This window comes from Lacticaseibacillus mingshuiensis (assembly GCF_016861785.1).
GTDB classification, from domain to species: domain Bacteria; phylum Bacillota; class Bacilli; order Lactobacillales; family Lactobacillaceae; genus Lacticaseibacillus; species Lacticaseibacillus mingshuiensis.
The window spans coordinates 18,854-43,610 of sequence record NZ_BOLS01000020.1 but is presented as its reverse complement, the minus strand read 5'-3'; the positions used below and the strand labels follow the sequence as shown (position 1 = coordinate 43,610).

The 24,757-nt window shown below is 57.0% G+C and carries 21 protein-coding genes; 10 read left to right on the top strand and 11 right to left on the bottom strand.

Annotation, left to right across the window (positions count from 1 at the left end):
• Positions 1–61: 61 nt before the first annotated feature.
• A complete protein-coding gene (locus JUE67_RS11100; protein WP_203628614.1) occupies positions 62–478 on the bottom strand; it encodes a GNAT family N-acetyltransferase in 417 nt (138 codons plus the stop codon).
• 206 nt (positions 479–684) lie between these two features.
• Between JUE67_RS11100 and JUE67_RS11095 the strand changes: the two genes are divergently transcribed.
• On the top strand, positions 685–885 hold the full coding sequence (locus JUE67_RS11095; protein WP_125697115.1) for a cold-shock protein: 201 nt from the start codon (positions 685–687) through the stop codon (positions 883–885).
• A gap of 147 nt (positions 886–1,032) precedes the next feature.
• Here JUE67_RS11095 and JUE67_RS11090 read toward each other — a convergent pair whose 3' ends face one another.
• The 5 genes from JUE67_RS11090 to JUE67_RS11070 all read right to left on the bottom strand — a co-directional run bounded on the left by JUE67_RS11090 (position 1,033) and on the right by JUE67_RS11070 (position 4,612).
• A complete protein-coding gene (locus JUE67_RS11090) occupies positions 1,033–2,226 on the bottom strand; it encodes a glycoside hydrolase family 28 protein (RefSeq protein WP_203628613.1) in 1,194 nt (397 codons plus the stop codon).
• Positions 2,227–2,480: 254 nt separating this feature from the next.
• Complete coding sequence (locus tag JUE67_RS11085; RefSeq protein ID WP_203628612.1) at positions 2,481–2,825, bottom strand: cupin domain-containing protein; 345 nt, start codon at positions 2,823–2,825, stop codon at positions 2,481–2,483.
• Complete coding sequence (locus JUE67_RS11080) at positions 2,825–3,154, bottom strand: cupin domain-containing protein (RefSeq protein ID WP_203628611.1); 330 nt, start codon at positions 3,152–3,154, stop codon at positions 2,825–2,827. The genes JUE67_RS11085 and JUE67_RS11080 overlap by 1 nt, the downstream gene beginning before the upstream one ends.
• Positions 3,155–3,447: 293 nt before the next feature.
• A complete protein-coding gene (locus JUE67_RS11075; RefSeq protein ID WP_373300952.1) occupies positions 3,448–3,993 on the bottom strand; it encodes an NADPH-dependent FMN reductase in 546 nt (181 codons plus the stop codon).
• A gap of 61 nt (positions 3,994–4,054) precedes the next feature.
• A complete protein-coding gene (locus JUE67_RS11070) occupies positions 4,055–4,612 on the bottom strand; it encodes a TetR/AcrR family transcriptional regulator (protein ID WP_203628610.1) in 558 nt (185 codons plus the stop codon).
• Between the two features lie 148 nt (positions 4,613–4,760).
• Between JUE67_RS11070 and JUE67_RS11065 the strand changes: the two genes are divergently transcribed.
• The 3 genes from JUE67_RS11065 to JUE67_RS11055 all read left to right on the top strand — a co-directional run bounded on the left by JUE67_RS11065 (position 4,761) and on the right by JUE67_RS11055 (position 8,988).
• Positions 4,761–5,462, top strand: a complete 702-nt coding sequence (locus JUE67_RS11065) for an ABC transporter ATP-binding protein (protein ID WP_203628609.1) — start codon at positions 4,761–4,763, stop codon at positions 5,460–5,462.
• A gap of 4 nt (positions 5,463–5,466) precedes the next feature.
• Positions 5,467–8,079, top strand: coding sequence for an ABC transporter permease (locus tag JUE67_RS11060; protein WP_203628608.1), 2,613 nt, complete (start codon positions 5,467–5,469; stop codon positions 8,077–8,079).
• Positions 8,080–8,274: 195 nt separating this feature from the next.
• Positions 8,275–8,988 carry a matrixin family metalloprotease gene (locus JUE67_RS11055; RefSeq protein ID WP_203628426.1) on the top strand — a complete coding sequence of 238 codons (714 nt, stop codon included), beginning with the start codon at positions 8,275–8,277 and terminating at the stop codon, positions 8,986–8,988.
• Positions 8,989–9,127: 139 nt separating this feature from the next.
• Here JUE67_RS11055 and JUE67_RS11050 read toward each other — a convergent pair whose 3' ends face one another.
• Positions 9,128–9,568, bottom strand: a complete 441-nt coding sequence (locus tag JUE67_RS11050) for an OsmC family protein (protein ID WP_203628427.1) — start codon at positions 9,566–9,568, stop codon at positions 9,128–9,130.
• 84 nt (positions 9,569–9,652) lie between these two features.
• A complete protein-coding gene (locus JUE67_RS11045; protein WP_203628428.1) occupies positions 9,653–10,489 on the bottom strand; it encodes an aldo/keto reductase in 837 nt (278 codons plus the stop codon).
• An 82-nt stretch (positions 10,490–10,571) separates the two neighbouring features.
• Between JUE67_RS11045 and JUE67_RS11040 the strand changes: the two genes are divergently transcribed.
• Positions 10,572–11,465, top strand: coding sequence for an NAD(P)H-dependent flavin oxidoreductase (locus JUE67_RS11040; RefSeq protein ID WP_203628429.1), 894 nt, complete (start codon positions 10,572–10,574; stop codon positions 11,463–11,465).
• 67 nt (positions 11,466–11,532) lie between these two features.
• On the opposite strand, the gene JUE67_RS11035 is transcribed toward JUE67_RS11040, so the two are convergent.
• The 3 genes from JUE67_RS11035 to JUE67_RS11025 form a co-directional block, all read right to left on the bottom strand.
• The gene (locus JUE67_RS11035; RefSeq protein ID WP_203628430.1) at positions 11,533–12,387 is read right to left on the bottom strand and encodes a permease prefix domain 1-containing protein; all 855 of its coding nucleotides are present in this window, start codon (positions 12,385–12,387) and stop codon (positions 11,533–11,535) included.
• 2 nt (positions 12,388–12,389) lie between these two features.
• Positions 12,390–12,716, bottom strand: coding sequence for a PadR family transcriptional regulator (locus JUE67_RS11030; protein WP_203628431.1), 327 nt, complete (start codon positions 12,714–12,716; stop codon positions 12,390–12,392).
• Between the two features lie 2,906 nt (positions 12,717–15,622).
• On the bottom strand, positions 15,623–16,576 hold the full coding sequence (locus JUE67_RS11025; protein WP_203628432.1) for a Dyp-type peroxidase: 954 nt from the start codon (positions 16,574–16,576) through the stop codon (positions 15,623–15,625).
• A gap of 249 nt (positions 16,577–16,825) precedes the next feature.
• Between JUE67_RS11025 and JUE67_RS11020 the strand changes: the two genes are divergently transcribed.
• From JUE67_RS11020 to mutY, 5 genes are all read left to right on the top strand, one after another.
• Complete coding sequence (locus JUE67_RS11020) at positions 16,826–18,448, top strand: ABC-F family ATP-binding cassette domain-containing protein (protein ID WP_203628433.1); 1,623 nt, start codon at positions 16,826–16,828, stop codon at positions 18,446–18,448.
• A 345-nt stretch (positions 18,449–18,793) separates the two neighbouring features.
• Positions 18,794–19,906, top strand: a complete 1,113-nt coding sequence (locus JUE67_RS11015) for an exonuclease SbcCD subunit D (protein WP_203637159.1) — start codon at positions 18,794–18,796, stop codon at positions 19,904–19,906.
• On the top strand, positions 19,906–23,022 hold the full coding sequence (locus JUE67_RS11010) for an AAA family ATPase (RefSeq protein ID WP_203628435.1): 3,117 nt from the start codon (positions 19,906–19,908) through the stop codon (positions 23,020–23,022). Before JUE67_RS11015 ends, JUE67_RS11010 begins: the two co-directional genes overlap by 1 nt.
• A 178-nt stretch (positions 23,023–23,200) precedes the next feature.
• Positions 23,201–23,344, top strand: coding sequence for a hypothetical protein (locus JUE67_RS11005; protein WP_164510160.1), 144 nt, complete (start codon positions 23,201–23,203; stop codon positions 23,342–23,344).
• A gap of 299 nt (positions 23,345–23,643) precedes the next feature.
• Positions 23,644–24,756 carry an A/G-specific adenine glycosylase gene (gene mutY, locus JUE67_RS11000; RefSeq protein ID WP_203628436.1) on the top strand — a complete coding sequence of 371 codons (1,113 nt, stop codon included), beginning with the start codon at positions 23,644–23,646 and terminating at the stop codon, positions 24,754–24,756.
• The last annotated feature ends 1 nt before the right edge of the window (position 24,757 follow it).

Here is a 24,757-nt window from a genome sequence, read left to right as displayed (position 1 = left end):
TGAAACACCAAAGCAGCGCAGTCCCGTGTGAATCGTGGGATTGCGCTGCTTTTTTGAAATTCTATGAATAATCCAGGAGGACATTGGCCACTGGCAATTTGGTGTCGGTCACCACATACAGTTGGCGGTACCCATCTGCTTTGGCCGCACCTTCCGTCAGATGCAGCAACGCCTTCGCCAAGCCAAGCCCACGCGCGGCCGGCGTCAGGTAGAGTTTTTGCAATTCGGCGACGGCAGGGTCCGCACTGACGGAGCCATACCCGCACCCGCCGACAATTTTACCGGCGTTATTTTCCGCGACCCAGTAAGCGCTTTTAGGTGACCGTTGGTAATACTCAGCCAACGTGTCGAGCTGTGGGTCGAAAAAAGCGGTGCCGGGGATGGCTAGACCTGCGTCCTGAAGGCATTGCTGAAGAATTTGTTTGATCGCCTGGTTATCGGCGGAGTGCATGGACCGAATGGTGAAGGTTTGGGACATGGCGGCACTTCCTTTGAAATTTCTTCTATCGTAGCACTTTACCGCCTTGGCCAAGCAAAATAATTAGGTTTCTCGCCGGGGCTGTGTTAAACTAGCCATAGTAATTGATGAACTGAAACAAGTTGTGTATAAGCATGATGGATTTCCTTTCAGCGATTACCGGTTGATTTGTCACTTTAGTTTTCAATGAAGGAGATTCATTCAATATGCAACAGGGTACTGTTAAGTGGTTCAACGCTGATAAAGGTTATGGCTTCATCACTGGTGAAGACGGCAAAGATGTATTCGTACATTTCTCCGCAATCCAGGGCGACGGTTACAAGACGCTTGACGAAGGTCAGGCTGTAACCTTCGACGTAGAGCAAAGCGATCGCGGCCCTCAAGCTGCCAACGTTAACAAGCTGTAATTCTTTACAGTGAGTGGGGCCCCGCACATTTCGATGTGTGGGGCTCTTTTTTGCACTTGAAAAAAGGGCGTGCCGAGCCGTCATACAAAAAAGCCGGACACGCGCATTTGCCGCGAGTGTCCAGCCGGGAAAAATCAGTGTCGCGTGTTACAGGGTCACGCGCTCGACGACCCCGGAAAGCGATCGCGGCCCGTTTGCGGTTTCAAAGGTCACGCCTTTCCCGCAGTCGACATTCTCCAAGACCACGGTTGCACTGGCGTCTGTGGTCAAAAACGGGGTCGGGGCATCGGTGATCGTCACGTTTTTGAAGGTCACCGTCAGCGGCTCGCCTTCGCCCATTGCGATGGCGGTCTGGTGCATGGCGGTGATGGTCGTGTCCTCAAAGCGAATGTCGCGCAGTGGGTAATGCGTTTGAAGGGCCCATTGCTGGCCGAAGTGGACATACATGAGCTGGTCGAGCCCCACCAAGGTGCAATGCGAGAAGGACACATTTTTCCCGTCTTCGCCGCTGTCCTTGTCCAGCGAATAATACATGAAGGCGTTGAGCGTGTCGTGGCGGCCGGATGAGCGGTGCGGGTAGGCCGCCGGGGCGAGGAAGGTGTCGTTGATGAACACCAGGTCGACCCCGCCGAGGCGCATGTTGTTGCAGGCCGAATTCATGAAGGTGTTGGCGACGGTGAGGTCATGGACATCGTAGCCGGCGAGGCAGTCGTCGCCGGTGCGCAGGGTGCAATTGCTCAGCTCGATGTGATGCGAGTGATGCAGGTTGAAGCCGTCATGGCCGCCGCGGACCTCGATGTTGCGGATCTGGACATTTTCACAGGAATCGATGACATGCGCCCAGTTGGCACTGCGAACGACTGTGTAGCCGCGCAACGTCAGATTTTTCACCGCGGAAAACACCAACGTCATCGGGCCGCGGAATCCTTCTTCGCCGTCATCGTCGCGCAGGTCGCAGCCGTCGATCGTGGCGCCGGGCGCACCAATCACGGCGATATCCTCGGCGTCATACGCGCAGATCAGCGCATGAAAATAGTCGGCGGGCAGGTGCCAGTCCTTGATGTAAAAAGGTTCCTGGGCGTAGGCGAGATGGGTGCGGTTGCCAAACGAGGTGAAATCTGCGATGCGCGGGCTCGCCTCCAGATGGGTGCCGGCGCTCAGCCGCAGCGTCGTGTGACTGTAGATGCGAATGCTGCCGATGACAAAATGCCCGGCCGGCACGATGACTTCGCCGCCACCGGCCTCACGCGCGGCGTCCAAGGCGTGCTGAAAGATCTCGGTTTGAATGGCGACGGTGTCGGGCTTGGCGCCGAAGTCGGTGAGTGAAAATAGTTGGGACATGATGGCCTCCTGTGGGTTTTTCAAAATGATTCCAGAATGTTTTCCAGAACACTTTCCGGAAAGCGTTCGCAATGCTTCCGCAATGTGTTTACGCTAACTGTAGCACGCGGCGAAAACGCAAACAGGGCCTCATGCACATCCAGCGCAAAAGTTGTCGGTTGCGGTAGGCCAAGCTTGATATAACAATCGGCGGTTGCGCCACAAAAACCGCCCAGTCGCATTTGCGAAGCGACTGGGCGGTCTGCGTGTGAGGATTAGTTTTCCGCTTGCGGTTTAACCACGATCAGCAACATTTGGAATCCCTCCAGCGCGTACAGCGAATGGCGGGCACCTGCAGGAATCAGAATCGATTGGCCGGCCGGCACACGGTGGGCCTTTTTGCGAATGGTCACTTCGGCTTCACCGCTGAGAATGTTGACGAGCGCATCGCCTTCCGCGGTATGCCCGCCAATTTCTTCATCGGTGGCGACGGAAAACAGGGTCATGCTCATGTCGTCGCGTTGAACCAAGGTGCGGCTGTTGACCTGGCCGGCATCCAGCGGAATCAGCGAGGTGAGTGACAACGTGGTGGCTGGGTCGATCTTATCGATAAATGGCATTAGGCATTTCCTTTCTGAGCGGGACTTTCGAGTTGTAGATACCGGCAATCGGTGTCGGCATGCAGGCGGTGCGGTACGCCGGCGGGGACAGGCGCCAAGTGGCCGGCCGCAACCGCGGTGGTCTCCTGCCCGACATCAATGAGCAGCGTGCCGTCCAGCACGAGAAATAACCGCGTGAGGGCCGACGTTTCCTCGGTGATACTTTCCCCGGCGGCCATCGTGAATTCGGCAAGCGGCAACGTGATCGCAAGCTTGCGGCTGAACGTCTTGCTGCCGATCTGGTGCGGATGCAGCGCCAGCGCAGTGAGGTCAATTGTTTGTAATGGCATAAGCTCATCTCCTGAGACAACCATACCATTTTTTAGGCAAAAAGGGTGTGGAGGTGCGCGTTTAGGGGTGGGCAGTTAGCTTGGCCTAGGTGCTTGGTGGCGCTCCTTGCCACCGAGTGCCTAGGTCAGCTAAATGTCCCACCCCTGCGCACCGGAACCCAACTATGCAGGGGTGTGGAGGTACGCGATCAGGGGTGGGGCGCACACGCCTCAGACTTCCACCCGACACTAACCCAAAAAAAGGCGCCCGCCACCAATATCCAGTGGCAGGCGCCCATCAATTTCGCGGCAACTTATTTCTTCAACTGGCGATAGAAATCCGCATACTTATCGATGATCAGGGCAAAATAGTCCTGGGTGCCCTGGACGATGCCGTCTTCAGTCAACAGTTTGGAGATGCCACCGATGTAGGCTTCTGGCTGTTGCAACACCGGCATGTCGAGGAAGGTCAGGCTCTGCCGCAGTTGCATGTTTGCCCCAAAGCCGCCGATCGCGCCAGGGGAGACGCTGACCACCAAGGCAGGCTTGCCCGCCCACACATTTTTCCCATAAGGCCGAGACGCGACATCCAGCGCGTTCTTCAGCGCTGCAGGCAGACCGCGATTGTATTCGGGCGTGAAAAACCAGACGCCATCCACTTCCGCAACGGCCTCGCGAAACGCGGTCCAGCTGGCCGGTGGGGTCGGCACTTCCGCGTCCTCGTTGTACAGCGGCAGGTCGCCGATCGGAATGAGCATCGGGTCGAGATCCGCCGGGGCGAGCTTGGCAAACGTCTGCGCCACTTTCTTCGTGAAGCTGGCGTGGCGCAAACTGCCGACAATGATACCGATATGAGCCATCAGAATTCCTCCCATCTTGTTGCCTTTATTATAACGAAAACGCTGTCAATTATGCGAGCGTTCAGTCTTGCGCCAGCACTTGTTGGGTGATATTGGCGAGAATGTCGGCGATGGCGGCCGGGGATTCCACCCCGCCATTTTTCAGCCAAGACGTGATGACGCGCACGGAGCCATTGAGGAAAAATTGAAAGTAGTAAGCCAGCTTCTGCGGATCACTCTCATTAAAACGGGCGCGATACGTTGCCATGGTCTGCTCGCGAATCGGGTCGAGGATCAGCTGAAGGACCGGGCTTTCCTCGAGATTGCGAATGATCAAGACCGTGGCGGCGCGCTGCTGGCGAAGTAGTTCGAGAATCGGCGGCAGCCATTCCCGCAAGTCGCCTTGCGTGGGGCCAAGCATCGGGGCGATGCGAGCGGCAAGTTCCGTTTCCATCGCCTTAAACAGCGCGGCGGGGTCGCTGTAATGCGCGTAAAAGGTGCCGCGATTGACATCGGCCTGGGCGCACAGCGCTGAGACCGTGATCTTATCGAGCGGTTTATCCGCGAGCGAGGAAAGCAACGCCTCCTGCAATTTGGCCTTGGTGTAGGCGGTGCGCCGATTATTTTTCGTGCCGACCATGGCGCCTGACCTTCTTTCCGACAAAAATTGGGTGAACTGTCTATTTCATAACATGCTGGCCAGATCTGCTGGTTGAGAACTGAGGGCCAGTTGCGTCATAATCATTATATCAGTTAGATAGTGTGTCTAGTTCATGGAGGCAAAAAACGTGGCTTATATCGAGGTCCGTAACGAATTTAAACGGTATCAAATGGGCGAAATAGAGATCATCGCCAACAACGACATTTCTTTTGATTGCGAACAGGGACGACTGACGGTGATCTTGGGCCCCAGTGGCGCCGGCAAATCCACCGTGCTCAACATTTTGGGTGGCATGGATAGCCCGAGCAGTGGGCAGGTGATCATTGATGGTGTCGACATTGCCACTTTTTCCGAGCGCCAGCTGACCGCGTTTCGCCGCAATGATGTCGGCTTCGTGTTTCAGTTTTACAATCTGATTCCGAATCTGACGACCAAGGAAAATGTCGAAATGGCGAACTCCATCGTGAAGGACGCCTTGGACGCCGAGGAGACCCTGCGGAAGGTGGGGCTGGGTGCGCGCCTCAACAATTTTCCCTCGCAATTGTCCGGCGGTGAGCAGCAGCGCGTTGCCATCGCCCGGGCCTTGGCGAAAAATCCGAAGCTCCTGCTCTGCGATGAGCCGACCGGGGCGCTGGATTACGAGACCGGCAAGCAGGTCCTGCAGCTGCTGCAAGATGCCAGCCGTCAAGCGGGCAAAACGGTGCTCGTGATCACGCATAATGCGGCGCTGGCGAAAATGGCGGACCGCGTGATTCGCATCAATGACGCCAAGGTGCGCTCGGTCGAGGATAATCCGACGCCGACGCCGGTCGAAGAGATCGAGTGGTGATCGCATGCGGCCAATGACAAAAAATATGTGGCGCGAGATCGGCGCCAACAAGGGACGCTTCATCGCACTGATCTTGATCATTTTGCTGGGGTGCCTCAGCTTCGTCGGCATTCGCGCGGCGGGGCCGGGCCTGAACGACTCACTCGATCACACGGTCAAGGTCAGCCACCTCGCCGATGTGCAGCTGCTGAGCACGACCGGCTTCACCGCCAAGGACAAGGACGCCGCCGAAACAGTCGCCGGGGCCAAGGCCGAACTGATGCGGTTCAAGTATGTGGTCGGTGGCAAAAGCGACATGGCGATCGCGCTGTATGGCTATCGCAAGGGGCTCACGCAAAATCAGCTGACGCTTGAAAGTGGCCGGCTGCCGATAAACGCCGACGAGATCGTGCTCGACCAACGCGCCAAGGACGAATACGACTACAAGCTCGGCCAGTCGTTCACCTTTGCCAAAAGCGCCGGTCTCAAGCAGCGCACGTACAAGATCGTCGGATTTGGCGACTTGCCGACGTACATTGACAATTCCGCGCGCGGCTCCGCCAATGTGGGGGATGGCACGGTCCGCTTTTTCGCCTACATTCCCGAAAAACAGATGGCGCTGGACGTGGCAACGCTGTTGACGGTGCGCTTCGCCGGCCTTCAGCACGAGAATACTTATTCGGATGCCTACAAGGATGCGGTCGCTAAGAAAGTGACCGCATTGAAAAAAGCGTTCAACACCCGGCGGCCGGCGCGCATCGCCGAATTGCAAAAAACGCCGCTGGCCGAGCTGACCAAGCAGCAAGCCACCCTCGATCAGGCAAGCAAGCAGCTCACCGCCGTCAAAGCTCAGGTGGCCGCGCAAAGTGGCGGCCAGCTCACCACCACCGATGAGATCACGGCGCAGGAAAAACAGCTCGCGGCCAGCCAGACGAAACTGGATCAGGCGCGCAAGGATCTGGTCGCCCAAACCAAGACGACCTACACCTGGCAGACGCGCGATGATCTCCCCGGTTTTTCCGATTACGGGGATTCCTCGGATCGTATCGCGGCGATCGCCAATGTTTTTCCCGTCTTCTTCTTCCTGATCGCGGCCTTGATCACCTTCACCACGGTCACGCGCATGGTCGAAGAGGCGCGGATGCAGATCGGCACGTTCAAGGCGCTGGGCTACGGCAAAGGCGCGATTGCGCGGAATTATGTCGTCTACGCGTTGATGGCCGGGCTGATCGGCGCGGTGATCGGTGGGGTGCTGGGCAATTTCAGCCTGCCGCGCATTATTTTGTGGCTCTATCGCATGTACATCCCGATGATCGCCAGCATTCCGTTCAGCTGGGTGGACTTCCTGATGGCGCTGGGCTTTTCCCTGCTGGCAACCGTGGGCGCCGCCGCATTCGTGACGGTGCGCGAGCTGCAGGAAAAACCCGCCGAGTTGATGCGGCCCCAAGCGCCGAAAACGGCCAAGCGCATTTTGCTTGAACGGATCACCCCACTTTGGCGGCGGTTGTCCTTCAACCAAAAAGTCAGCTACCGCAATCTTTTTCGCTACAAGAGTCGCATGATCATGACGATCATCGGCATCGCGGGCGGCACGGGGCTACTGCTGACCGGGTTTGGCCTGCGCGATTCGATCTTGAACACCGCCACCCAGCAATTCGGCGAGGTCTTCCACTATGACGCCACGGTCCGCTTGAAAAAGGCGGGCGAGGCGACCAAGGCGAAAGCGGTCCTGGCCGATGCGAGCACGTATCAAAGTAGTACCCCGGTGGCCGCCGACATCATCAAGATCCAGCGAGGCGGCCAGCAAGTCAACGACGTCAATCTGTTCACCCCGCAAAACGCGACGACTTTCCGCAAGTATGTCACGCTGCAGGCGGACAAGCGCGCGTTGACCCTGCCGAAAACAGGCCTGGTGATCAGCCAAAAGATCGCCGATGACCTCGGCGTGGGCAAGGGCGCCAAGGTGCGTGTGACAATGGGTAGCCGGGACCCTGTTTCCGTCAAAGTGGCCGCGGTCACCGCCAATTACGCCGGCGTCATGGCTTACATGAGCAAGGCCGCCTACCAAACGGCTTTCGCCAAAACGGCCAGTGCAAACACCCTGATGGTCAAGCTCGAGTCGCCAACCGCCGACCAGCGCACCACCTTGGCTAAAAACCTGCTGGAACACGGCGAGACCCTGGGTACCAGTTTCACCGCCGACTCGGAGGACACCATCACCACCATGTCCTCGACCCTCAATCCGGTAGTCGCGATCTTCGTGCTTCTGTCCGGCGTCTTGTCCTTCGTGGTCTTGTACAATTTGACCAACATCAACGTCTCGGAGCGTATGCGCGAACTGTCGACCATCAAAGTTCTCGGCTTTTTCGACGGCGAAGTCACCATGTACATCGTCCGCGAAAATATCGTGATGACACTGATGGGCATCATCGCCGGCATCGCAGTCGGCTGGGGCCTGCTCCTCTACATTTTGCGCCAAGCCGCGACCCCAATGATCATCTTCCCGCCAACCATGCATCCGATCAGCTACATCGCCTCCATCGCCTTGATGCTGGTCTTCACCTTCATCGTCATGTGGGTCACCCACAACCGCCTCAAGCACATCGACATGGTCGAAGCGCTCAAGGGCAACGAATAATCAAACAGTCGGCGCCTTTCCGGTTGGGGGAGGGCGCCGATTTTTTTCTGGGCGGAGGACACCCGGGAGTTTCACACGAGAAAGAAACGTAGACTTTGCCGGAATGTTAAGAAACCGGCACCCCCCTCGACAGCCGAGCCAGCGCCTGCCATAATAGCAGAAAACAACCCGCAGATCGGCAAGGAGGTGAACGCGGTGAAGGCAAGAAAAGCACTCGGCTGGACCATTCTGCTTGGCGGCGCGTTCGCCCTGTACAACGGTTGGATCGTGATTCCCCAGACCTGGCAGGACGCTGCCGCCTCCCGCATCTCCGCACTGAGCCAGGATGTCTTGAAGGGCGTGCCCGCCCTGATCACCGACACCACCAGCACGGCCGCGACTGCGGCCAAAACAGAAAACAGCAACGCCGATTTTGCTCAGGACCAGGCTGACAGCGCGCTGACCCCGACTTTTTCCATCATGCATCAAGGCAAGTTGAAGGCGACCTACTATTATCAATTTGATGACGCCGTGGACGCGCGGACCAAGGCCATGTTTAAAAAGGCGGTGGCGGTGTACAACGCCACGGGCATCGTGAAACTGATCGCCGGCGACGGCCAGTGGCAGGATAGCTCGATCACTTTTTCCACCTACCAAAAGGCGGGGCAGGTCGCGGCAAATTCGGTCGAGCTTGGGGTCGGCGGGCCGCGCATCACGCGCATTGGCTCGGTGATGATCAATCACGCGATGGCCAAGCTTAACGTGTCGCATACCGGCCAGCTCAGCGCGTCGGTCGCCATTCACGAGCTTGGTCATGCGCTCGGCCTCGATCACAGCACGGATGCGCGGTCGGTGATGTACCCGACGGATGAGGGCCTGACGCAACTGTCCGCTGCGGATCTCGCCGCCTTGAAGTCGCTGTACCAATAGGGCTGCTTGTAGTCCCACGAGATGCCATATTAATAGAAGAAAAAAACCGTGTCACCTCCCATTTTTCAGCTGAAAATGGCGAGGTGGCACGGTTTTTCGATCATAAATTGTGTGCAATATCAGTGCGCTGTCATGTTGCTTATTCGCCGAGCACGGGTTCCGCGTTCAGGTCATCGACCAAGCGGAAGACCACATTCTCGTTATCCTTGAGGAGCTTGGCAACCGGGCATTCGTCCAGCGCAACGGCAATGATGCGCTCGGCGTCCTGGCGCTCGTGTTCCGGCATCGCGATCAGGGCCGTGACCAAAAACTTGTAGCCGGGGTCGTCCTTGACGATATCCACCCGCACCCGAAGCGCGGAATCCTCTGCCGTTTTTTCACGGGCTTCGACCAGGCGAATCGTGGCGTTGAAACAGGTCGCCAAGGCAAAACCGATGAATTGTTCCGGATTGGTGCCGGGCGCCTTGATCAGAGAACTCGACACACCAAGCGCCAGGCCTTTGTCGCCTTCAACGAAGCTGGTGCCGGTGAGCCCGTTATGGTTTTGAACATACGTATGATACAAAGAGACTTCTGACATGTGATCACTCCTTTCAGAGCAAGTGTATCACGCGCCTTGCCAAATGTCTGGGTTGAACACTCGGGCCGGGGCGTGGTGAAAAAATCAGATCTCATGCAACGGCATTTTGCGGGTCGGCCCGGGGAAAAGCTGGTCGATGCGGGCCAGGTCGGTGGGCGAAAGCGTCAGATCGGCCGCGGCCAAATTGGCGGTCATGTGCGCGACTGTGCTGGCCTTGGGGATGCTCAAGACATCGGTGCGCATCGTCCAGGCCAACAAAAGCTGATGAACCGTAACGCCTTTTTCCGCGGCGAGCGCTTTGAGCGAGTCGGGGACGGGAATGCTGTCGCCGCTTCCGGAATTAAATGGGAAGTAGCCGATGGTGGTGATGCCGCGTTGGCGGTGGCGGGGCAGAAGGTCAAACTCGATGCCGCGTTCGGCGACGTTGTACAGCACCTCGTTGGCGGTCAGGGGCGCATCCGGCACGGCCAGCCATTTTTGAACATCGGCGACGTCAAAATTGGACACCCCATAGGCGCGGATCAGGCCTTCTTTTTTCAGCGCGTTGAGCCCCTGCACCGTGGCGGCCAGCGGGGTGTCGCCTGGCCAGTGCAACAAGTAGAGGTCCAGATAGTCTGTTTTCAGCCGGCGCAAACTATTGAGCAGGGCGACTCGCATTTCGGTGGGGTCCGCGTGCCAAGGGTAAAATTTCGAGATCAAAAAAACGCGATCGCGCGGCACAGTCTGCCAGAGCCGACCCACCAGCGTTTCGGCGGCCCCGTCGCCATACATCTCCGCGGTATCGATGACCGTCGCCCCGGCAGAAATGCCTGCCTGCAACGCGGCGAGGGCAGTGTCCGCGGTGGCTTTATTTTCGCCGAGGCCCCATGTGCCGAGGCCGAGTTGCGGAACTTGCTGGCCGGCTAGTGTGATCATTTTCATAATTTGCTCATTGCCTCCTCATCCGAATGCGCTTGCACGAAATTGATGTTCCGCTAGAATAAAGAGCGGAGGGAATATTCTTATGACATCAATTATTGGCACCCGCCTGCCCTTGATTCAAGGGGCATTGGCGCAAATATCCACACCGGCCCTTGTCGCCGCGGTCAGTCGCGCAGGGGGATTGGGCGTGTTGACCACCGTTGGCCAAACGCCGGAAACGCTCGCGGCGGCGATTGCCGAGGTGCGCTCGGCCACGGATCAGCCGTTTGCGGTGAACTTGATGTTGCAACAGGGCAACATCGCCGAGCTGGTGCCGTACCTGATCGCTCATCCTGTGCCAGTCGTGACCACGAGCGCAGGCACGCCCAAGCTGTTCGCCGAGGCGCTGCATGAAGTCGGCACCAAGATCGTGGCCGTGATTCCGTCGGTCAAGGTGGCGAAAAAAATGGCTGCGCTTGGCGTCGACGCGCTGGTTGCCGAGGGGATGGAATCCGGCGGTCACATCGGTACCGAAACCACCTTCAGTCTGGTCCGCCAAGTCGCCGCCGCGGTGGACTTGCCTGCTTTTGCGGCAGGCGGTATCGCGGATGCAGAAGGGGTCGGGGCCGCGTTTGCCCTAGGCGCAAGTGGGGTGCAAGTTGGCACCGCATTTTTGGTGGCCGATGAGACGCCAATCAGCGATGCTTACAAAGACGCCGTCATCGCCGCAACAGATACAGATACCGTCGTGACCGGCCGCACCACAGGCGATGCAGTGCGGAGCTTGAAAAATGCGTTGACGACGGCGTATCTGGCGAAGGAAGCCGCCGGGGCAACGCCGGCCGAGTTGCAGGCATTGACGGCTGGCAGTTTGACCCGCGCAATCAATGGGGATGTCGAAAATGGCACCTTGATGGCTGGCCAGGTCGCAGGGCTGATCACCAAACGGGAATCCGCTGCGGGGATCGTCGCCCGATTATTTCCAGAAGTGATATAAGCGATTTATACAAATGGGTGGTCCGCATCGATATTGATGACGGGCCACCCATTGTTTTGTATAAATATCAGATATAGGGGCGCTTGGCGGCTTCGAGCACGCGCTTGAAGGAGCTGTTGATCAGGCCGACATAGACGATGAAGTACACGCCGATCGCGACAAATAGGAAGAACAGGCCGGCCCCGGCGTCAGAGCCATCCATGGCCGGTGCCGCGATGGACAAAATGCACATCACGATGCCGCCGGTCAAACCGGTCGTGTAGGCGTTGTGGTAACTGTCACGGCGCGCAAGAGCGGCCTTGAACGTGGCGTCTGCGATCGGCCAATGTTCGTACAGCCATTCGTTATCGCCGCGGCGGTTGAGGCCGGCGCGCACGATCAGCGCCACGCCTACCGCCCAGCCGCCGAGCAGGGCCATCGCCACCAGGCCGTCTGGATCGATGCCAAGCATGTTGAAAAACCAATTGCTGCGGGCATAATCAGCCATGATCGCCAGGCCCATGGCGCCGATCGTCAAGGCGATGCCGATCGACAACATCCGGGCAAACCGCTCACTTTTTGCCCAATAAGCCTCGGCGTCTTCGGGATTGAACGCGCCGTTGGTGGTGTCGGCATCGGTGTTTGAATCGGTGCTGGTAGTGTTGGTGAAATCGCCCGTTTCTTCGTCGAAGTCACTTGTGGAATTGGAATCGGCTTGCGGCTGGTCGTTGCCAAGCGTGTCGAGCGTGGCGCGCAACTCGTCGACACTGCCCAGAGAAGCGATGGCCGCCGCAACCGCGTCCGTTTCGCTTTTTCCCTTTGCGAGTTCTTCGTGATAATGATCCGTCATCATGTCCAGCAGGTCCTGCTTGGCGCGCGCGGCGGCGTCGGTCTGCGGGATGCTGCTGAAAACATAATCTAAGTATGATTTGAGTGAATCCATGGCTACTCCTCCATTAAAAAGCGGTCAACGACGGTCTTTAACTCCTGCCACTCAGTCTTTTTATCCGCCAAGTACTGATGGCCGCTGGCAGTCACGTGGTAATAGGTGCGCGGGCGGCCGTAACTGATCTCGCCGGGATAAGCTTCGATCAAGCCGTCCTTGACCAGTCGTGTCAGGACAGAATACAGGGTGGTCTCACGCATCGAATAGGTGTCTTGGCTGTTGGCCGCGATCTGCTTGGCGATCTGATAGCCATACGAATCGCCGCGCGCCAAAACGGTCAGGATCATCGCATCATTATACCCGCGAATGCTGTCGCTGGAAAGCATGGCGCCGCCTCCTTTACTTTACCTGATGCAGTTATCATACCCCGGCTACTCTATCAGGTAAAGTAGTTCTTTGGACTGATTTTTTGGGGATGATTTTTGGGCCGGGCAGGGCTTTTTGATGCTAGGATTCGGAAGCGCACGAGTTGTGTTCTGCATACCCTGAGTACGCCGATCTAAGGTTTTCTGGACGAAAATTGGATATCCGCATACCCGGGGTACGGGAATGTATCGCGCCCCCCGGGGAAAGATCTTCAACTAGTGTGATGCCGTCACATAAGTTGCTGTGCAGTTCCCCGCGGCGGCTGGCTTTCTGGACTAAGGGGGGTAAATTTGCGGACCATGAGTCTGGAAAAATAAATACGGTTAGAATTTGGCGGCCCCGGAGACTGCCAATTGATTATTCTGGGGTAGATCTTCGATATTTCCAATCTCAGAGATCGCGGATTCGGGGATTTCTCTGGGCAACTCTCATAACAGTGTGATGGCGTCACATTATTTTCCAGCAAAAATTTGGGGTGTGCGGACCACGAGACCGCGGATGTTGCGTTTCTGGACTAAATAGCCCAACTTTGCGGTCCCGTGGTCCGCTGCTCTGTTGCTCTCCCAATCTCCGAGATCGCCAGTTTGCTTCTTCTGACGAAGATGCTTGATATTTCCAATCTCAGAGATCGAATCACCTAGGAGTCCCCGGGGGTAACCTCCACAACAGTGTGATGCCATCACATTATTTTTCAGCAGACATTTTGGGCGTGCGGACCGCGGGACCGCGGATGTTGGCTTTCTGGATTAAAAGAGGATAATTCGCGGTCCCGTGGTCCGTAAGATCTGATGCTGTCGCAATCCTGCAATCTCTGAGACTGCCAATTAGCTTCGTGTGGGGCAGATCTTCGATATTTCCGATTTTAGGGACCGCCCGGAGAAAATAGGACATGCTCGACGGACTCGACTTAATTTCCCGGGTTATGGAGGAAAGGCGTGTGACGGCATCACACGAGTCTGAAAGCTAACCAGGGCGCGTACTCTAGGTATGCAGATCTCGCCTTTTTGGTTCACAATCTGTCAATCGGCATACTCGGGGTACGCCCCCAGGGCCCCCGAGCGAAGTAATGTGACACCATCACACCAAGTTGAAGGTTACCTAGGCGGGCGTGCTGTGTTCCGCATACTCGGGGTTTGGGGAGCTCGATTCCCAGAACTCTCAGATGGAAGTAATGTGATGGCATCACACAAGTTTGAAGGCCCACCCACTCTGCGTACTCTCGGTATGCTATTATTGCTGTTTCCGCTTGAAGACTGTCAATCGGCATGCTCAGGGGATGTGCCCATATCGAATCCCGGGTATCTCAGCGCAAAGAAATGTGACACCATCACACCACCTTCAAGGAAAGCCCAGGTGGGGCGCCACGGCCCTCGTATCTCGGGTATGAGGATTCGAATCTCGGAAACTCAGAGAAAAGTTGTGTGACGGCATCACACTGGTATGTCGGCTCACCAGGTGGAAGCATCACACTTCGCGTACTCAGAGAACGCGGATCTTGATTTCCCCCGAATCCAGAACTAAAGACATGGGACGCCATTATACAAGTTTGAAGCCGAGGGCGGCCTCCACATCGGTGTGACGCCATCACAATACTTTCCAGCAGACATTTGGGGCGGCGGACCACGGAACCGCGGATGTGGTCTTCCTGCACTTTATAGGGGATAGTTCGCGGTCCCGTGGTCCGGACTTATCCGACACGGTCACAATCCCGCAATCTCTGAGATTGCACATTTTCTTCTTCTGGGGCAGATCTTCGATATTTTCGGTCTCAGAGATCGCGGTCCCTGGGATTCCATTGGGTAACTTTCACAACAGTGTGATGCCATCACATTATTTTCCAGCAGAAATTTGGGGTGTGCGGACCACGGGACCGCGGATGTTGCGTTTCTGGATCAAAAGGCGCAACTTTGCGGTCCCGTGGTCCGGACAATCTGACACGGTCACAAACTTACAATCCCTGAGATTGCAAATTGTCTTCTTCTGGGGCAGATCTTCGGTATTTTCGGTCTCAGAGATCGCGGTCCCCTGGGATTCCATTGGGTAACTTCCACAACAGTGTGATGCCATCACATTATTTTCCAACAGACATTTTGGGCGTGCGGACCACGGGACCGCAGATGTTGCGTTTCTGGATCAAAAGGCGCAACTTTGCGGTCCCGTGGTCCGAACAATCTGATGCGGTCACAAACTTGTAATCTCTGAAACTGCAAATTTGCTTCTTCTGGGGCAGATCTTCGATATTTCCGATCTCAGAGATCGCGGTCCCTGGATTCCATTGGGTAACCTCTACAACAGTGTGATGCCATCACATTTTTTTCCAACAGATATTTCGGGCGATCTCAGGGACCGCGAAAGATACACCCGGAAAATGATGGACAGACTCAAAGCACTCGAGGTTAATTTCCTGGGTTATAGGAGCAAAGTTGTGTGACACCATCACACCAGTTTGAACGCCCCGGGTTGGACTCCAATTTTGGTGTGATGCCGTCACACTGATTCAGAATCCGTTCTGCGGGCGCCGTCCGAAGTGTGATGCTGTCACATAACTTTTTCCGCACGCCCCGCATTGCAGCCAGATCAAGACTTTTTTACTGAATCGGCCCACGCGCATTTAACGGTCAGTTTGACCCCAAAAGGTGGATAACGGTTCAAAACCAGTCTTCTAATGCGTTTCTGGCACGGAATTGAGGATGATGTAAATGCCGGTGTGACGCGGTTTTTGGCAGTAGTCGAGCAAAGTGGGCCACAACTGGCGCAACAAGCCACTGAAGAATGCCGGTGTAACAGCGTTTCTGTCCATATAACCAGCCGTCGAAAACGACAAAAAAAGAGCCAAAACAGATGTCTTGGCCCAAGCTTTTTGCAATCAGTCTTTTGCTGGCAGGTCATCATCCACGATGGCTTCCAGAGTTGCTTTTGAAGGAATGAAGAAGACCTCACCTGTGATCGGGGTGGAAAAATCAAGCAGGCGGTCGGATTTGCTGAACATATTATTCAGCATGCGCTTGGTAACGGTCCAGTGGCGTGCATAACCGATGAAATAGGTCCCGTTCACATTTTTCGCCGGATCCGCAAATGGCACATTCATCCGGACAATCTTGTGCTCGACGCCGCCCTCGTTGTCTTGGGAGGCGACGTTGTGTGCGTTCGGTGCCTTTTCCTCGTCTTCAAGTTCGACGTCGGAGTATTTTTTCCGGCCAATCGCGCGTTCCTGTTGCTCGATCTTCAGCTTGTTCCACGCTTCCATGTTGTGCAGATATTTCTGCGCGAACGCGTAGGAACCGTTGATGTAATCAGGATCTTCATCGCCGATCACCGCGTACTCCGGTGTGTCGAGCGCGCTTGGATTTTCGGTTCCGTCGACGAAGCCAATGATCGCGCGGCCTTCGAAGTTGCGGAAGCCGTGGGTCTCATCGACCGTCGTGACATTGGCGCGGATGCGGTCCATGACTTCGGACATGATCTCGAATGGCACGGCCGAATTGCGGGCGCGAATATGGAAAAATAGGTCGGCGGGGGTATTTGGTGCGGTGAATTTCGGGCCTTCGATCGCCTGGAATTCTTCGAGCTCGGCCGGCACCTTTGCATCAGGGAATAAGTAATCCCAGGCGTTGCGCGACAGGCCAAACGCAACGGCGAGGCCGCTGTCCGGATAGCGAATATTCATGGAGTTGATGAAGGCAGGCAAGCGCTCGGCGAGGTCTTGAATGGTCTCAAGGTCGCTGGCATGGTCCTGACGGTTCAGATTCATCGTGGCAAAAATAATATTATCGCCAGCGTCTTTATAGACGTCTTGAACTTGACGCAGATCGATCGGCATATTGGTCCCTCCAGTTTATAATCTTTATCATCAAGTAGAGTGTACCATAATCCAGTGGGGAAAGGGGCAGCCGAGGTAAAAAAGTTGTGCACAACTTTTGAGTGAGTTGAAGTACTGCAGCTGTTTGATTATCGATTTTTCAAGCCATCCCGCACGACCTGCTCAGGCCCAACCGGCGTTCGTCGCACCCTTTCTTTCGCCATGTTTATTTGCTAAGATGGGATGACTAACAATAGAAGGAGAATCGCCTTGTTAACTGTATCGAATGTGTCCATGGTCTTCTCAGACCGCAAGTTGTATGACGATGTCAATTTGAAATTCACCCCCGGCAACTGTTACGGCATCATCGGCGCAAACGGCGCGGGCAAGTCCACGTTTTTGCGTATTCTCGAGGGCAAACTTGCCCCGACGACTGGGACCGTTTCGCTCGATCCAAACGAACGGATGAGCAGTCTGAAGCAGGACCATTTTGCGTTCGACGATCAGACTGTCATGAACACGGTGCTGCAAGGTTGGGCACGCCTTTACGAAGTGATGACTGAAAAGGACGCCCTATACGCGAAGGCGGACTTCAATGAAGAAGATGGCATGAAGGCCGGCATGCTTGAAGGCGAATTTGCCGAAATGGATGGCTACACCGCCGAAAGCGACGCCAGCCAGCTCTTGCAGTCGCTCGGCATTCCGGAAAGCGCCCATCAGACTCTGATGGCGGAGCTGCCGGAAGGGGACAAGGTCAAGGTGCTTCTGGCCCAGGCCCTGTTTGGCAAGCCGGATGTGTTGCTGCTGGACGAGCCGACAAACGGGCTTGACCCGCAGACCATCGCCTGGCTGGAAGACTTTTTGGCCGATTATGAAAATACGGTGCTCGTGGTCAGCCATGACCGCCACTTTTTGAACCAAGTCTGCACCATGATGTGTGATGTGGATTTCGGAAAAATTCAGCTGTTCGTCGGCAACTATGATTTTTGGCTGGAAAGTTCTAAGCTGGCCCAACAGCTCCGCAGTCAGGCCAACGCCAAAAAAGAAGAGCAGATCAAGCAGCTGCAAGAATTCATCGCCCGCTTTTCCGCGAATGCGTCGAAGTCTAAGCAGGCGACTTCGCGGAAAAAGCAGCTCGATAAGATCACGTTGGACGACATCAAGCCGTCGAGTCGCAAGTATCCATTCATCAAATTCGACCCGGAGCGCGAGATCGGCAACGACCTCCTGCGCGTGTCCGGCGTGTCCAAGACGATCGATGGCGTGAAGGTGCTCGACAACGTCAACTTCATCCTGCGCCCCGGCGACAAGACCGCGTTCATTTCGCGCTCGGACGTCACGACCAGCGTGCTGATGCAGATTCTGGCCGGCACGATGGCGCCTGACGAGGGGACGATCACTTGGGGCGTCACGACGACGCAAGCGGCGATGCCAAAGGACTTAACGCCGGAATTCTCCGATCCATCGCTGAATATTCTCGAGTGGTTGCGCCAATTTGCCAGCAAAGAGGAAAGTGACAACACCTTCCTGCGTGGCTTCCTGGGCCGGATGCTTTTCTCCGGTGACGAAGTGTTGAAGCAGGTCACCGTTTTGTCCGGGGGCGAAAAGGTCCGTTCTTACTTGGCCAAAATGATGCTGAGCAAGGCCAACGTCCTGCTTTTGGATGACCCGACGAACCATCTGGACCTGGAAAGTATCACCAGCCTGAACGATGCGCTGATCGACTTCAAGGGCTCCCTGTTGTTCACGAGTCACGATCATCAGTTCATTCAGACGATCGCCAACCATATCGTTGAAGTTGGCCCGAAAGGTATTGTCGACCGCGCCGACATTACCTATGATGAGTTCATGGCACATGAAGTCGCGCAGGCCCAAGTTGCCGGCATCTATTAATAAGAAGTTTCAGCCGTCGCGGCACGCGGCGGTTTTTTTTGATTCAGGGTGCGGAGGCCCGCGGGATGGTGGGACAGCCAGGTCGGCTCATGCGCTTGGTGGTGTTCCTCGCCACCGAGTGCATGAGATGCCTAGATGTTTCCACCATGCGGGCCGGAGCCCAACTTCAGGGTGCGGAGCCGAGCGTCTAGGGGAGGGCCGAGATCATCCACAAACTTTTTTCCCAGCGCCTGTCGATTTTCCCCCGTTTGCGTAATATATAGGTGTCGCAAAAAATCGCCACGGCAGCGCTGGGCCGTGAATGATACAATCAAAGCGATAACGCACAGGAAAGGTAGACCGTAGATGAAGATCATGCATACCGCCGATTGGCATATCGGGAAAAAGCTCAACGGGTTCGATCTATTGGAAGATCAGCGCGCCGTTTTCGACGAACTCAAGGCCCTCGCCGAGCAGGAACACGTTGATGCGATCATGTTGGCCGGGGATGTGTACGACCGCGCCCTGCCCAGCGAAGAGGCGGTGACGCTGGTCGACCAGATGCTGTTTGAGCTGAATCGCGAAATGGGCTTGCCGCTTCTGGTGATCTCAGGCAACCACGATTCCGGGGTGCGGCTGCGCACGGGGCGGGAGTGGTTTCAGTCGACCGGGCTTTATTTGAACACCCGGCTGGAGGAGGCATTTTCCCCGGTGACATTGGGTGACACACAATTTTTCCTGTTGCCATTTTTCCAACCGGTCGATGCGCGCCTTTATTTTAAGGACGAAACGCTGACGAATATTCAAAAAGCAATCGAGCCAGTCGTGGCGAAAATGCAGACGCTCTTTGACCCGACCAAACGGCATGTGCTGATCGCACATTTCTTTGTTGCGGGCAGCGAGCACTCGGATTCAGAAACGCTGGTCAATGTTGGCGGCCTCGATGCTGTGCCAGTTGCGGCGCTTGCCCCGTTTGATTATGTGGCGCTGGGCCATTTGCACAATAAGGACGCGGTGCGGGCGGAGAAGATTCAATACGCGGGATCGCTGTTGAAATTTTCCGTGTCCGAGGCGCATCAGGAAAAAGGAGTGTTCATCCTCGACACCGACACGATGGCGCGCCGCTTCGTTCCACTGGCCCCACTGCATGAGCTACAGACGCTGACCGGCCCGTTTGCCAACTTTTTGCATGCGACCCCGGGTGAATACGACCGCGATGCCTATACCGCAATCACCCTGACTGACACAGCGGTGATTCCCAATGTGATGGCGCAACTTCGTGAAGTCTTTCCGCGTGTGTTGACGCTGGCGCGGGCAAATGGCATCGAAGGTGAAGTGGTCAGCGAAACAACGAGTGTGAAAATCAGTCCGATGGCGATGCTGGATAAGTTTTTTGAACAAGTGACCGGCGAAAAGTTGACGCCTGAGCAGGCAGAATGGGCAAAACAGGCGTTGGCACACACAAAGGGGGCAGAGTGATGCAACTGAAGAAATTGGCGATGGCCTTTTTTGGCCCGTATCGCGAGGCCCAGGTGGATTTCACCGCCTTCGAGAACCGGCCGCTGTTTTTGATCAGTGGGAAAACAGGAAGCGGAAAGACCACGATCTTCGATGCGATGGTCTTTGCGCTTTATGGGAGTACGTCCAGCGATGACCGGGATGGGGCCGCTTTGCGCTCGACCTTTGCCGAGGAAAGCGACATCAGTGAGGTGACGCTGACGTTCACCCATGGCGGCCGCGAATACGTGATCACCCGGCGCCCCGCGCAGGTCAATGCCTACAAGAATGGCAAAGGCTCAACGGCCCGTCCTGCGCAGGTCTCGATGCGAATCGCTAAAAATGGGGAAGAGGAGGCTGAGCTGACCAAGCGCGGCGAGGTGGATGCGCGAGTCGGCGCGATTCTCAACTTGGATGCCCAACAGTTTCGCCAAATGGTCCTTCTGCCGCAGGGCGAGTTCCGCCAATTCTTGGATGCCAGCAGTGATGACAAGGCGGTGCTGCTTCGGCATTTATTTGGCACGGACCGCTATGCTAGCTGGGAATTGGCCCTCAAGGATTTGGCGGATAAGGCGGCAGTGCGGTCGGCTGAGCTGAAGGCGCGCCTGCAGACGCTGGCCGGGCAGTTTGAGTATCCGGCAGATGCGGTGCGGCCGGCCGCCGACGCGCGCATCGCGGATCAACTCGATGCGATGCGCCCGGTGCTGGCGAAGTTGGTGGCAACGGCCGAAACGGCGCAGACGACGCTGACCAGTTCGCGCAAGGCGTTTGACCAAGCCACGGCCGATCTGGCGGCGGCGCGTCACCTTGACGTCGCCTATGAGCAGTTGAAAACAGCGACTGCGGCCCTGGCGACGTTGGCGGCTGAGCAAGATCAGCGCACGGCCCAGCAGGAAAAATTGGGTCAGCTCCAATGGGTCGATCGCCGCACCGCCGTGGCTGATCAATTGGCTGGGTTGGCCAAACAGATCGAGGAAGCGAAGACCGAACTGGCGGCGACTACCGATGCATTTTCCAAAAATCAGGCGGTGCTGGCTCAGGCGACTGAGGCCCAAAAGGCGCTGACGCAGCAAGGTGCGGCGGTCGATGCCAAACGCGATCAACTCAAGCGGCTGGCAACGTTGCGGACGCAACTGCAGGGGCTCGCGCAGGCGATTGCGGCGCAGGCCACCAGCCAGGAAGCGGCCACGGCGGCGCAGACGACGCTTGGGCAACTCACCGACCAGCAGGCCCAGCTTCGCACCAAACTGACGGCAGGCGAAGCCGCGCTCGCCGGGTTAGCAGCCGGCAGTCATGCGGCGGCATTGCAGGCGGCTGACCAACTGCTCGCGGCGACGCGGCCCTTGGCGACCCGGCGTGAGGCGCTTCTTTTGGAACGGTCCCGCAACGAGGCTGCAAAACGCCAGACCGCGGATGAATTGACGGCGCTTCAAGGTCGCGAAAATAAGGCGCAGCAGGAATATCAACACGCACATGACGCCCTCTTAGCCGATCAGATCGCGACCCTGGCCGCCCAGCTGTCGCCTGATGCCCCTTGCCCAGTTTGCGGGAGCTTGGATCACCCACATCCGGCGGCGACGGTTGCGCTGAACGGGGTTTCGCAGGAGGCTGTCGATGCGCTTCAAACCACCTGGCAAGCGGCGCAACAGGCACGTGCCGCAAAGGAAACGGCGCTGGTCCAACTGACAAGTCAGCTCGAAACAACGGCGAAGCAGCTTACATCGAATGAGGCCGAGATCCAAAAGGCGGCCGGTGACTTGGTGGGCGGGGATGCCGAAGCCACGATGGCGGCGCTGGCGCAACGGCAACGCGATCTGAAGGCAACAGTTGCAGACGAAACGGCGCAGACGGCCACGCTCACTGATAGCCAGACTCAATTGCAGAGGCAGTTGACTCAGCTGGAGACCGCCCATCAAACGGCGGTCGAGGCGGCCAACACCGCCGCACTTGAATTGGCGGAAACGACTGCCAAGGCGCAGACCCTGCAGGCCGCCTTACCCGCGGACGCCCCAGCCAAGGATGAGATCGACTCGCAAAGTCAGCAGTTGACGCAGGCAATTCGCGACTATGATGCCCAGCTCGCCACTGCGACAACAGCTGTTCAAGCGGCTGCCGCGAAGGATAATCAATTGCGCGCACGCCAGGCGACCCAACAGGAACAATTGGATGCGGCCCGCTTGCGCCTTGAAACGGGTAACGCCGCATTTGAGGAAGACCTGGATGGTTTTTTCAAAGAAGACGGTCGCGCGCAGTTCGCCACCTTGCGCGCGCAGCTGGATCAGATCGGCCCGCTGACTGAGTCGTTGGCCGCCGCAACCGAGGCCATCGCTCGCCAGACTGCTTTGAAGCAGCAGGCGACGACCACCATCGCCGGCCGGTCGGAGCCGGATGTGGCGCTGCTCACCGAGAAACGGACCAGCGCGGATACCATTTTCACAGCCGCTCAACAAGCCGTCGCGGCGGCCACGGCCAAGCGCGACGCCAACCAGCGCCTGTATGATCAGATCGCGGCCGCGCACGACCAAAGTGGGGCGTTGATCGATGAGGCCAATGCCCTCAGCAATCTTTACGCCGTGGCGCACGGGAAAAATACGCAGAAGCTGAGCCTGGAGCGGTATGTCTTGCGGGCCTATTTGGCGAAGGTTTTGACGGCGGCGACGCAGCGCCTCCAGACCCTTTCCGCCGGCCGGTATCAATTCAAGCTCCATGAGGCGGGCGGCAGCACCGCGAATCGCTCTGGCCTTGAGATCGATGTGTACGATGATCAACTCGGTCAAACGCGCTCGGTCCACACGCTGTCCGGTGGGGAAAGTTTCATCGCCGCACTCAGCTTGGCGCTGGCGCTGGGCGAGGTGATTCAACAAGAATCAGGCGGGGTCTCCATTTATGCACTGTTTATCGACGAAGGCTTTGGCTCGCTGGATAGCGCTAGTCTGGATACCGCGATGAACGCGCTTGAAAGCATCGAGGGCAACGCGCGCATGATCGGTATCATCAGCCACGTCAGCGAGCTGCAGGCAACTGTCCCGGATCAGCTCCAGGTGATCGCGGACGGCACCGGCGAATCGCATCTGAAAATTATTCACGCCGCGGATTAAGCGGCGTTGCAAAACTTTTACATTTGCCCGAACGCGGGCTGGGCGTAGGCAACACGCACCACTTTTTTGTTAGCAGAAGAACCTCTCATGTGCTAATTTGGCGGAAGTGTGTTATAACTATCACGTCGAGAGGCGCCATACCTCTCAACTCTATTTCATCGAAAAAGAGGCGAGAATGATGGCAGGAAAGCTCAGTAAAGAAGAGCGTAAAGCGCTGATCCAGGAAGCTGAAAAGGAGCGCGCAGAGCACCCAGTCAAGAAGACCGAGTCAGGGTTTGCCACAATCGACAAAGCAGCCGAGAAGCTCGAGAATGAAAATTAACCTGATACTAGTCTGTTGCAGCGTCGATCAATGATCGGGGCTGTTTTTTTGATTCAGGGTGCGCAGGCCCGCGGGATGGTGGAACAGGTAGGTCGGCTCAGGCGCTTGGTGGCGCTTCTTGCCACCGAGTGCCTGAGACGCCTAGATGTTTCCGCCATGCGGGCCGGAGCCCAACTGGAAAAGGGTGCGCAGCCGAGCGTTTAAGGACGGGCAGGTAGTTCGGCCTGGTCTGTTTTCGATTTCCCTCAGCCCACCTCATGTATAATGGAGGCAACAAGCAAAAGAAACGGAGCCTCATCATGCCTGAAACTGCACCATTTCCCTGGTCCGATAAAAAGATCGCCGCATTTCGCGAGACCCTCCTGACCTGGTATGACCAAAATAAGCGCGACCTGCCTTGGCGCCGCGACCATGAGCCCTATCACGTTCTCGTTAGCGAGACCATGCTCCAACAGACGCAAGTGCAGACCGTTATTCCTTACTATGAAGCGTTTCTCACCCAATTTCCGACGGTGCAAGCCCTGGCCGATGCGCCGCAAGCGCAGGTGATGAAGGCGTGGGAGGGGCTCGGTTATTATTCACGTGCCCGCCACTTGCAGGAAGCGGCGCAACAAGTCGTTCGCGATTATGCCGGCGTTTTTCCAACGACAGCCGTTGAACTCCAGACCTTGCAAGGCATTGGCCCCTACACGGCGGGGGCCATCGCCAGTATCGCCTTCAATGAGGTGGCGCCTGCCATCGACGGCAATGCGTTCCGCGTTTTCGCCCGCCTGTTTTGCATCGAGGATGACATCGCAAAGCCGCAGACGCGGGCGGTGTTCGACCGCGTGATTCGGCGGGTGATCGATCCCGCGCGGCCGGGCGACTTCAACCAGGCCATCATGGACCTCGGTTCGACCTACATGCGGGCCAGCGACCCCGACGCCGAACATTCCCCGGTGGCCGCGTTTGACGCCAGTTTTCAAAGCGGGCGCGTTCTCGATTTTCCGGTCAAGACGAAAAAGCCGCGGCCGGTGCCGATCGCGTACCTCGCCTTGGCGATTCACAGTCCGGCTGGCTGGTTGTTGATGCAGCGGCCGCAAACAGGCATGCTGGGCGACCTCTGGATGTTTCCACTGATCGCGGAAGATGAGCTTGAAGAAACGCTGGCGCCGGCCCGCTTGCAAGAGGCGGCCGAGCAATTCGGGGCGGAAGCGGGGACGGCGCTCACGCTGAGCGACCCGGGGCTGCGACCTGTCACCCATACGTTTACGCATCAGAAATGGACCATGACGATCGTGCAGGCCGAAATAGACAAATTTTCCCTGGCGACGCTGCCGGCGCGGTGGGTGCCGGAATCCGAGCTGGCCAGCCTCGCCTTGCCGACCGTGCAGAAAAAATTGCTGCGCCGGATGCAGCTACTGAAGGAGTGAG

Excerpts from the sequence above, each read along its gene's own strand:
- JUE67_RS11100 (WP_203628614.1), bottom strand. The coding sequence starts at position 478 with ATGTCCCAAACCTTCACCATTCGGTCCATGCACTCCGCCGATAACCAG.
- JUE67_RS11095 (WP_125697115.1), top strand. The coding sequence starts at position 685 with ATGCAACAGGGTACTGTTAAGTGGTTCAACGCTGATAAAGGTTATGGC.
- JUE67_RS11090 (WP_203628613.1), bottom strand. The coding sequence starts at position 2,226 with ATGTCCCAACTATTTTCACTCACCGACTTCGGCGCCAAGCCCGACACC.
- JUE67_RS11085 (WP_203628612.1), bottom strand. The coding sequence starts at position 2,825 with ATGCCATTTATCGATAAGATCGACCCAGCCACCACGTTGTCACTCACC.
- JUE67_RS11080 (WP_203628611.1), bottom strand. The coding sequence starts at position 3,154 with ATGCCATTACAAACAATTGACCTCACTGCGCTGGCGCTGCATCCGCAC.
- JUE67_RS11075 (WP_373300952.1), bottom strand. The coding sequence starts at position 3,993 with ATGGCTCATATCGGTATCATTGTCGGCAGTTTGCGCCACGCCAGCTTC.
- JUE67_RS11070 (WP_203628610.1), bottom strand. The coding sequence starts at position 4,612 with ATGGTCGGCACGAAAAATAATCGGCGCACCGCCTACACCAAGGCCAAA.
- JUE67_RS11060 (WP_203628608.1), top strand. The coding sequence starts at position 5,467 with ATGCGGCCAATGACAAAAAATATGTGGCGCGAGATCGGCGCCAACAAG.
- JUE67_RS11050 (WP_203628427.1), bottom strand. The coding sequence starts at position 9,568 with ATGTCAGAAGTCTCTTTGTATCATACGTATGTTCAAAACCATAACGGG.
- JUE67_RS11045 (WP_203628428.1), bottom strand. The coding sequence starts at position 10,489 with ATGAAAATGATCACACTAGCCGGCCAGCAAGTTCCGCAACTCGGCCTC.
- JUE67_RS11040 (WP_203628429.1), top strand. The coding sequence starts at position 10,572 with ATGACATCAATTATTGGCACCCGCCTGCCCTTGATTCAAGGGGCATTG.
- JUE67_RS11035 (WP_203628430.1), bottom strand. The coding sequence starts at position 12,387 with ATGGATTCACTCAAATCATACTTAGATTATGTTTTCAGCAGCATCCCG.
- JUE67_RS11030 (WP_203628431.1), bottom strand. The coding sequence starts at position 12,716 with ATGCTTTCCAGCGACAGCATTCGCGGGTATAATGATGCGATGATCCTG.
- JUE67_RS11025 (WP_203628432.1), bottom strand. The coding sequence starts at position 16,576 with ATGCCGATCGATCTGCGTCAAGTTCAAGACGTCTATAAAGACGCTGGC.
- JUE67_RS11015 (WP_203637159.1), top strand. The coding sequence starts at position 18,794 with ATGAAGATCATGCATACCGCCGATTGGCATATCGGGAAAAAGCTCAAC.
- JUE67_RS11010 (WP_203628435.1), top strand. The coding sequence starts at position 19,906 with ATGCAACTGAAGAAATTGGCGATGGCCTTTTTTGGCCCGTATCGCGAG.
- JUE67_RS11005 (WP_164510160.1), top strand. The coding sequence starts at position 23,201 with ATGGCAGGAAAGCTCAGTAAAGAAGAGCGTAAAGCGCTGATCCAGGAA.
- mutY (WP_203628436.1), top strand. The coding sequence starts at position 23,644 with ATGCCTGAAACTGCACCATTTCCCTGGTCCGATAAAAAGATCGCCGCA.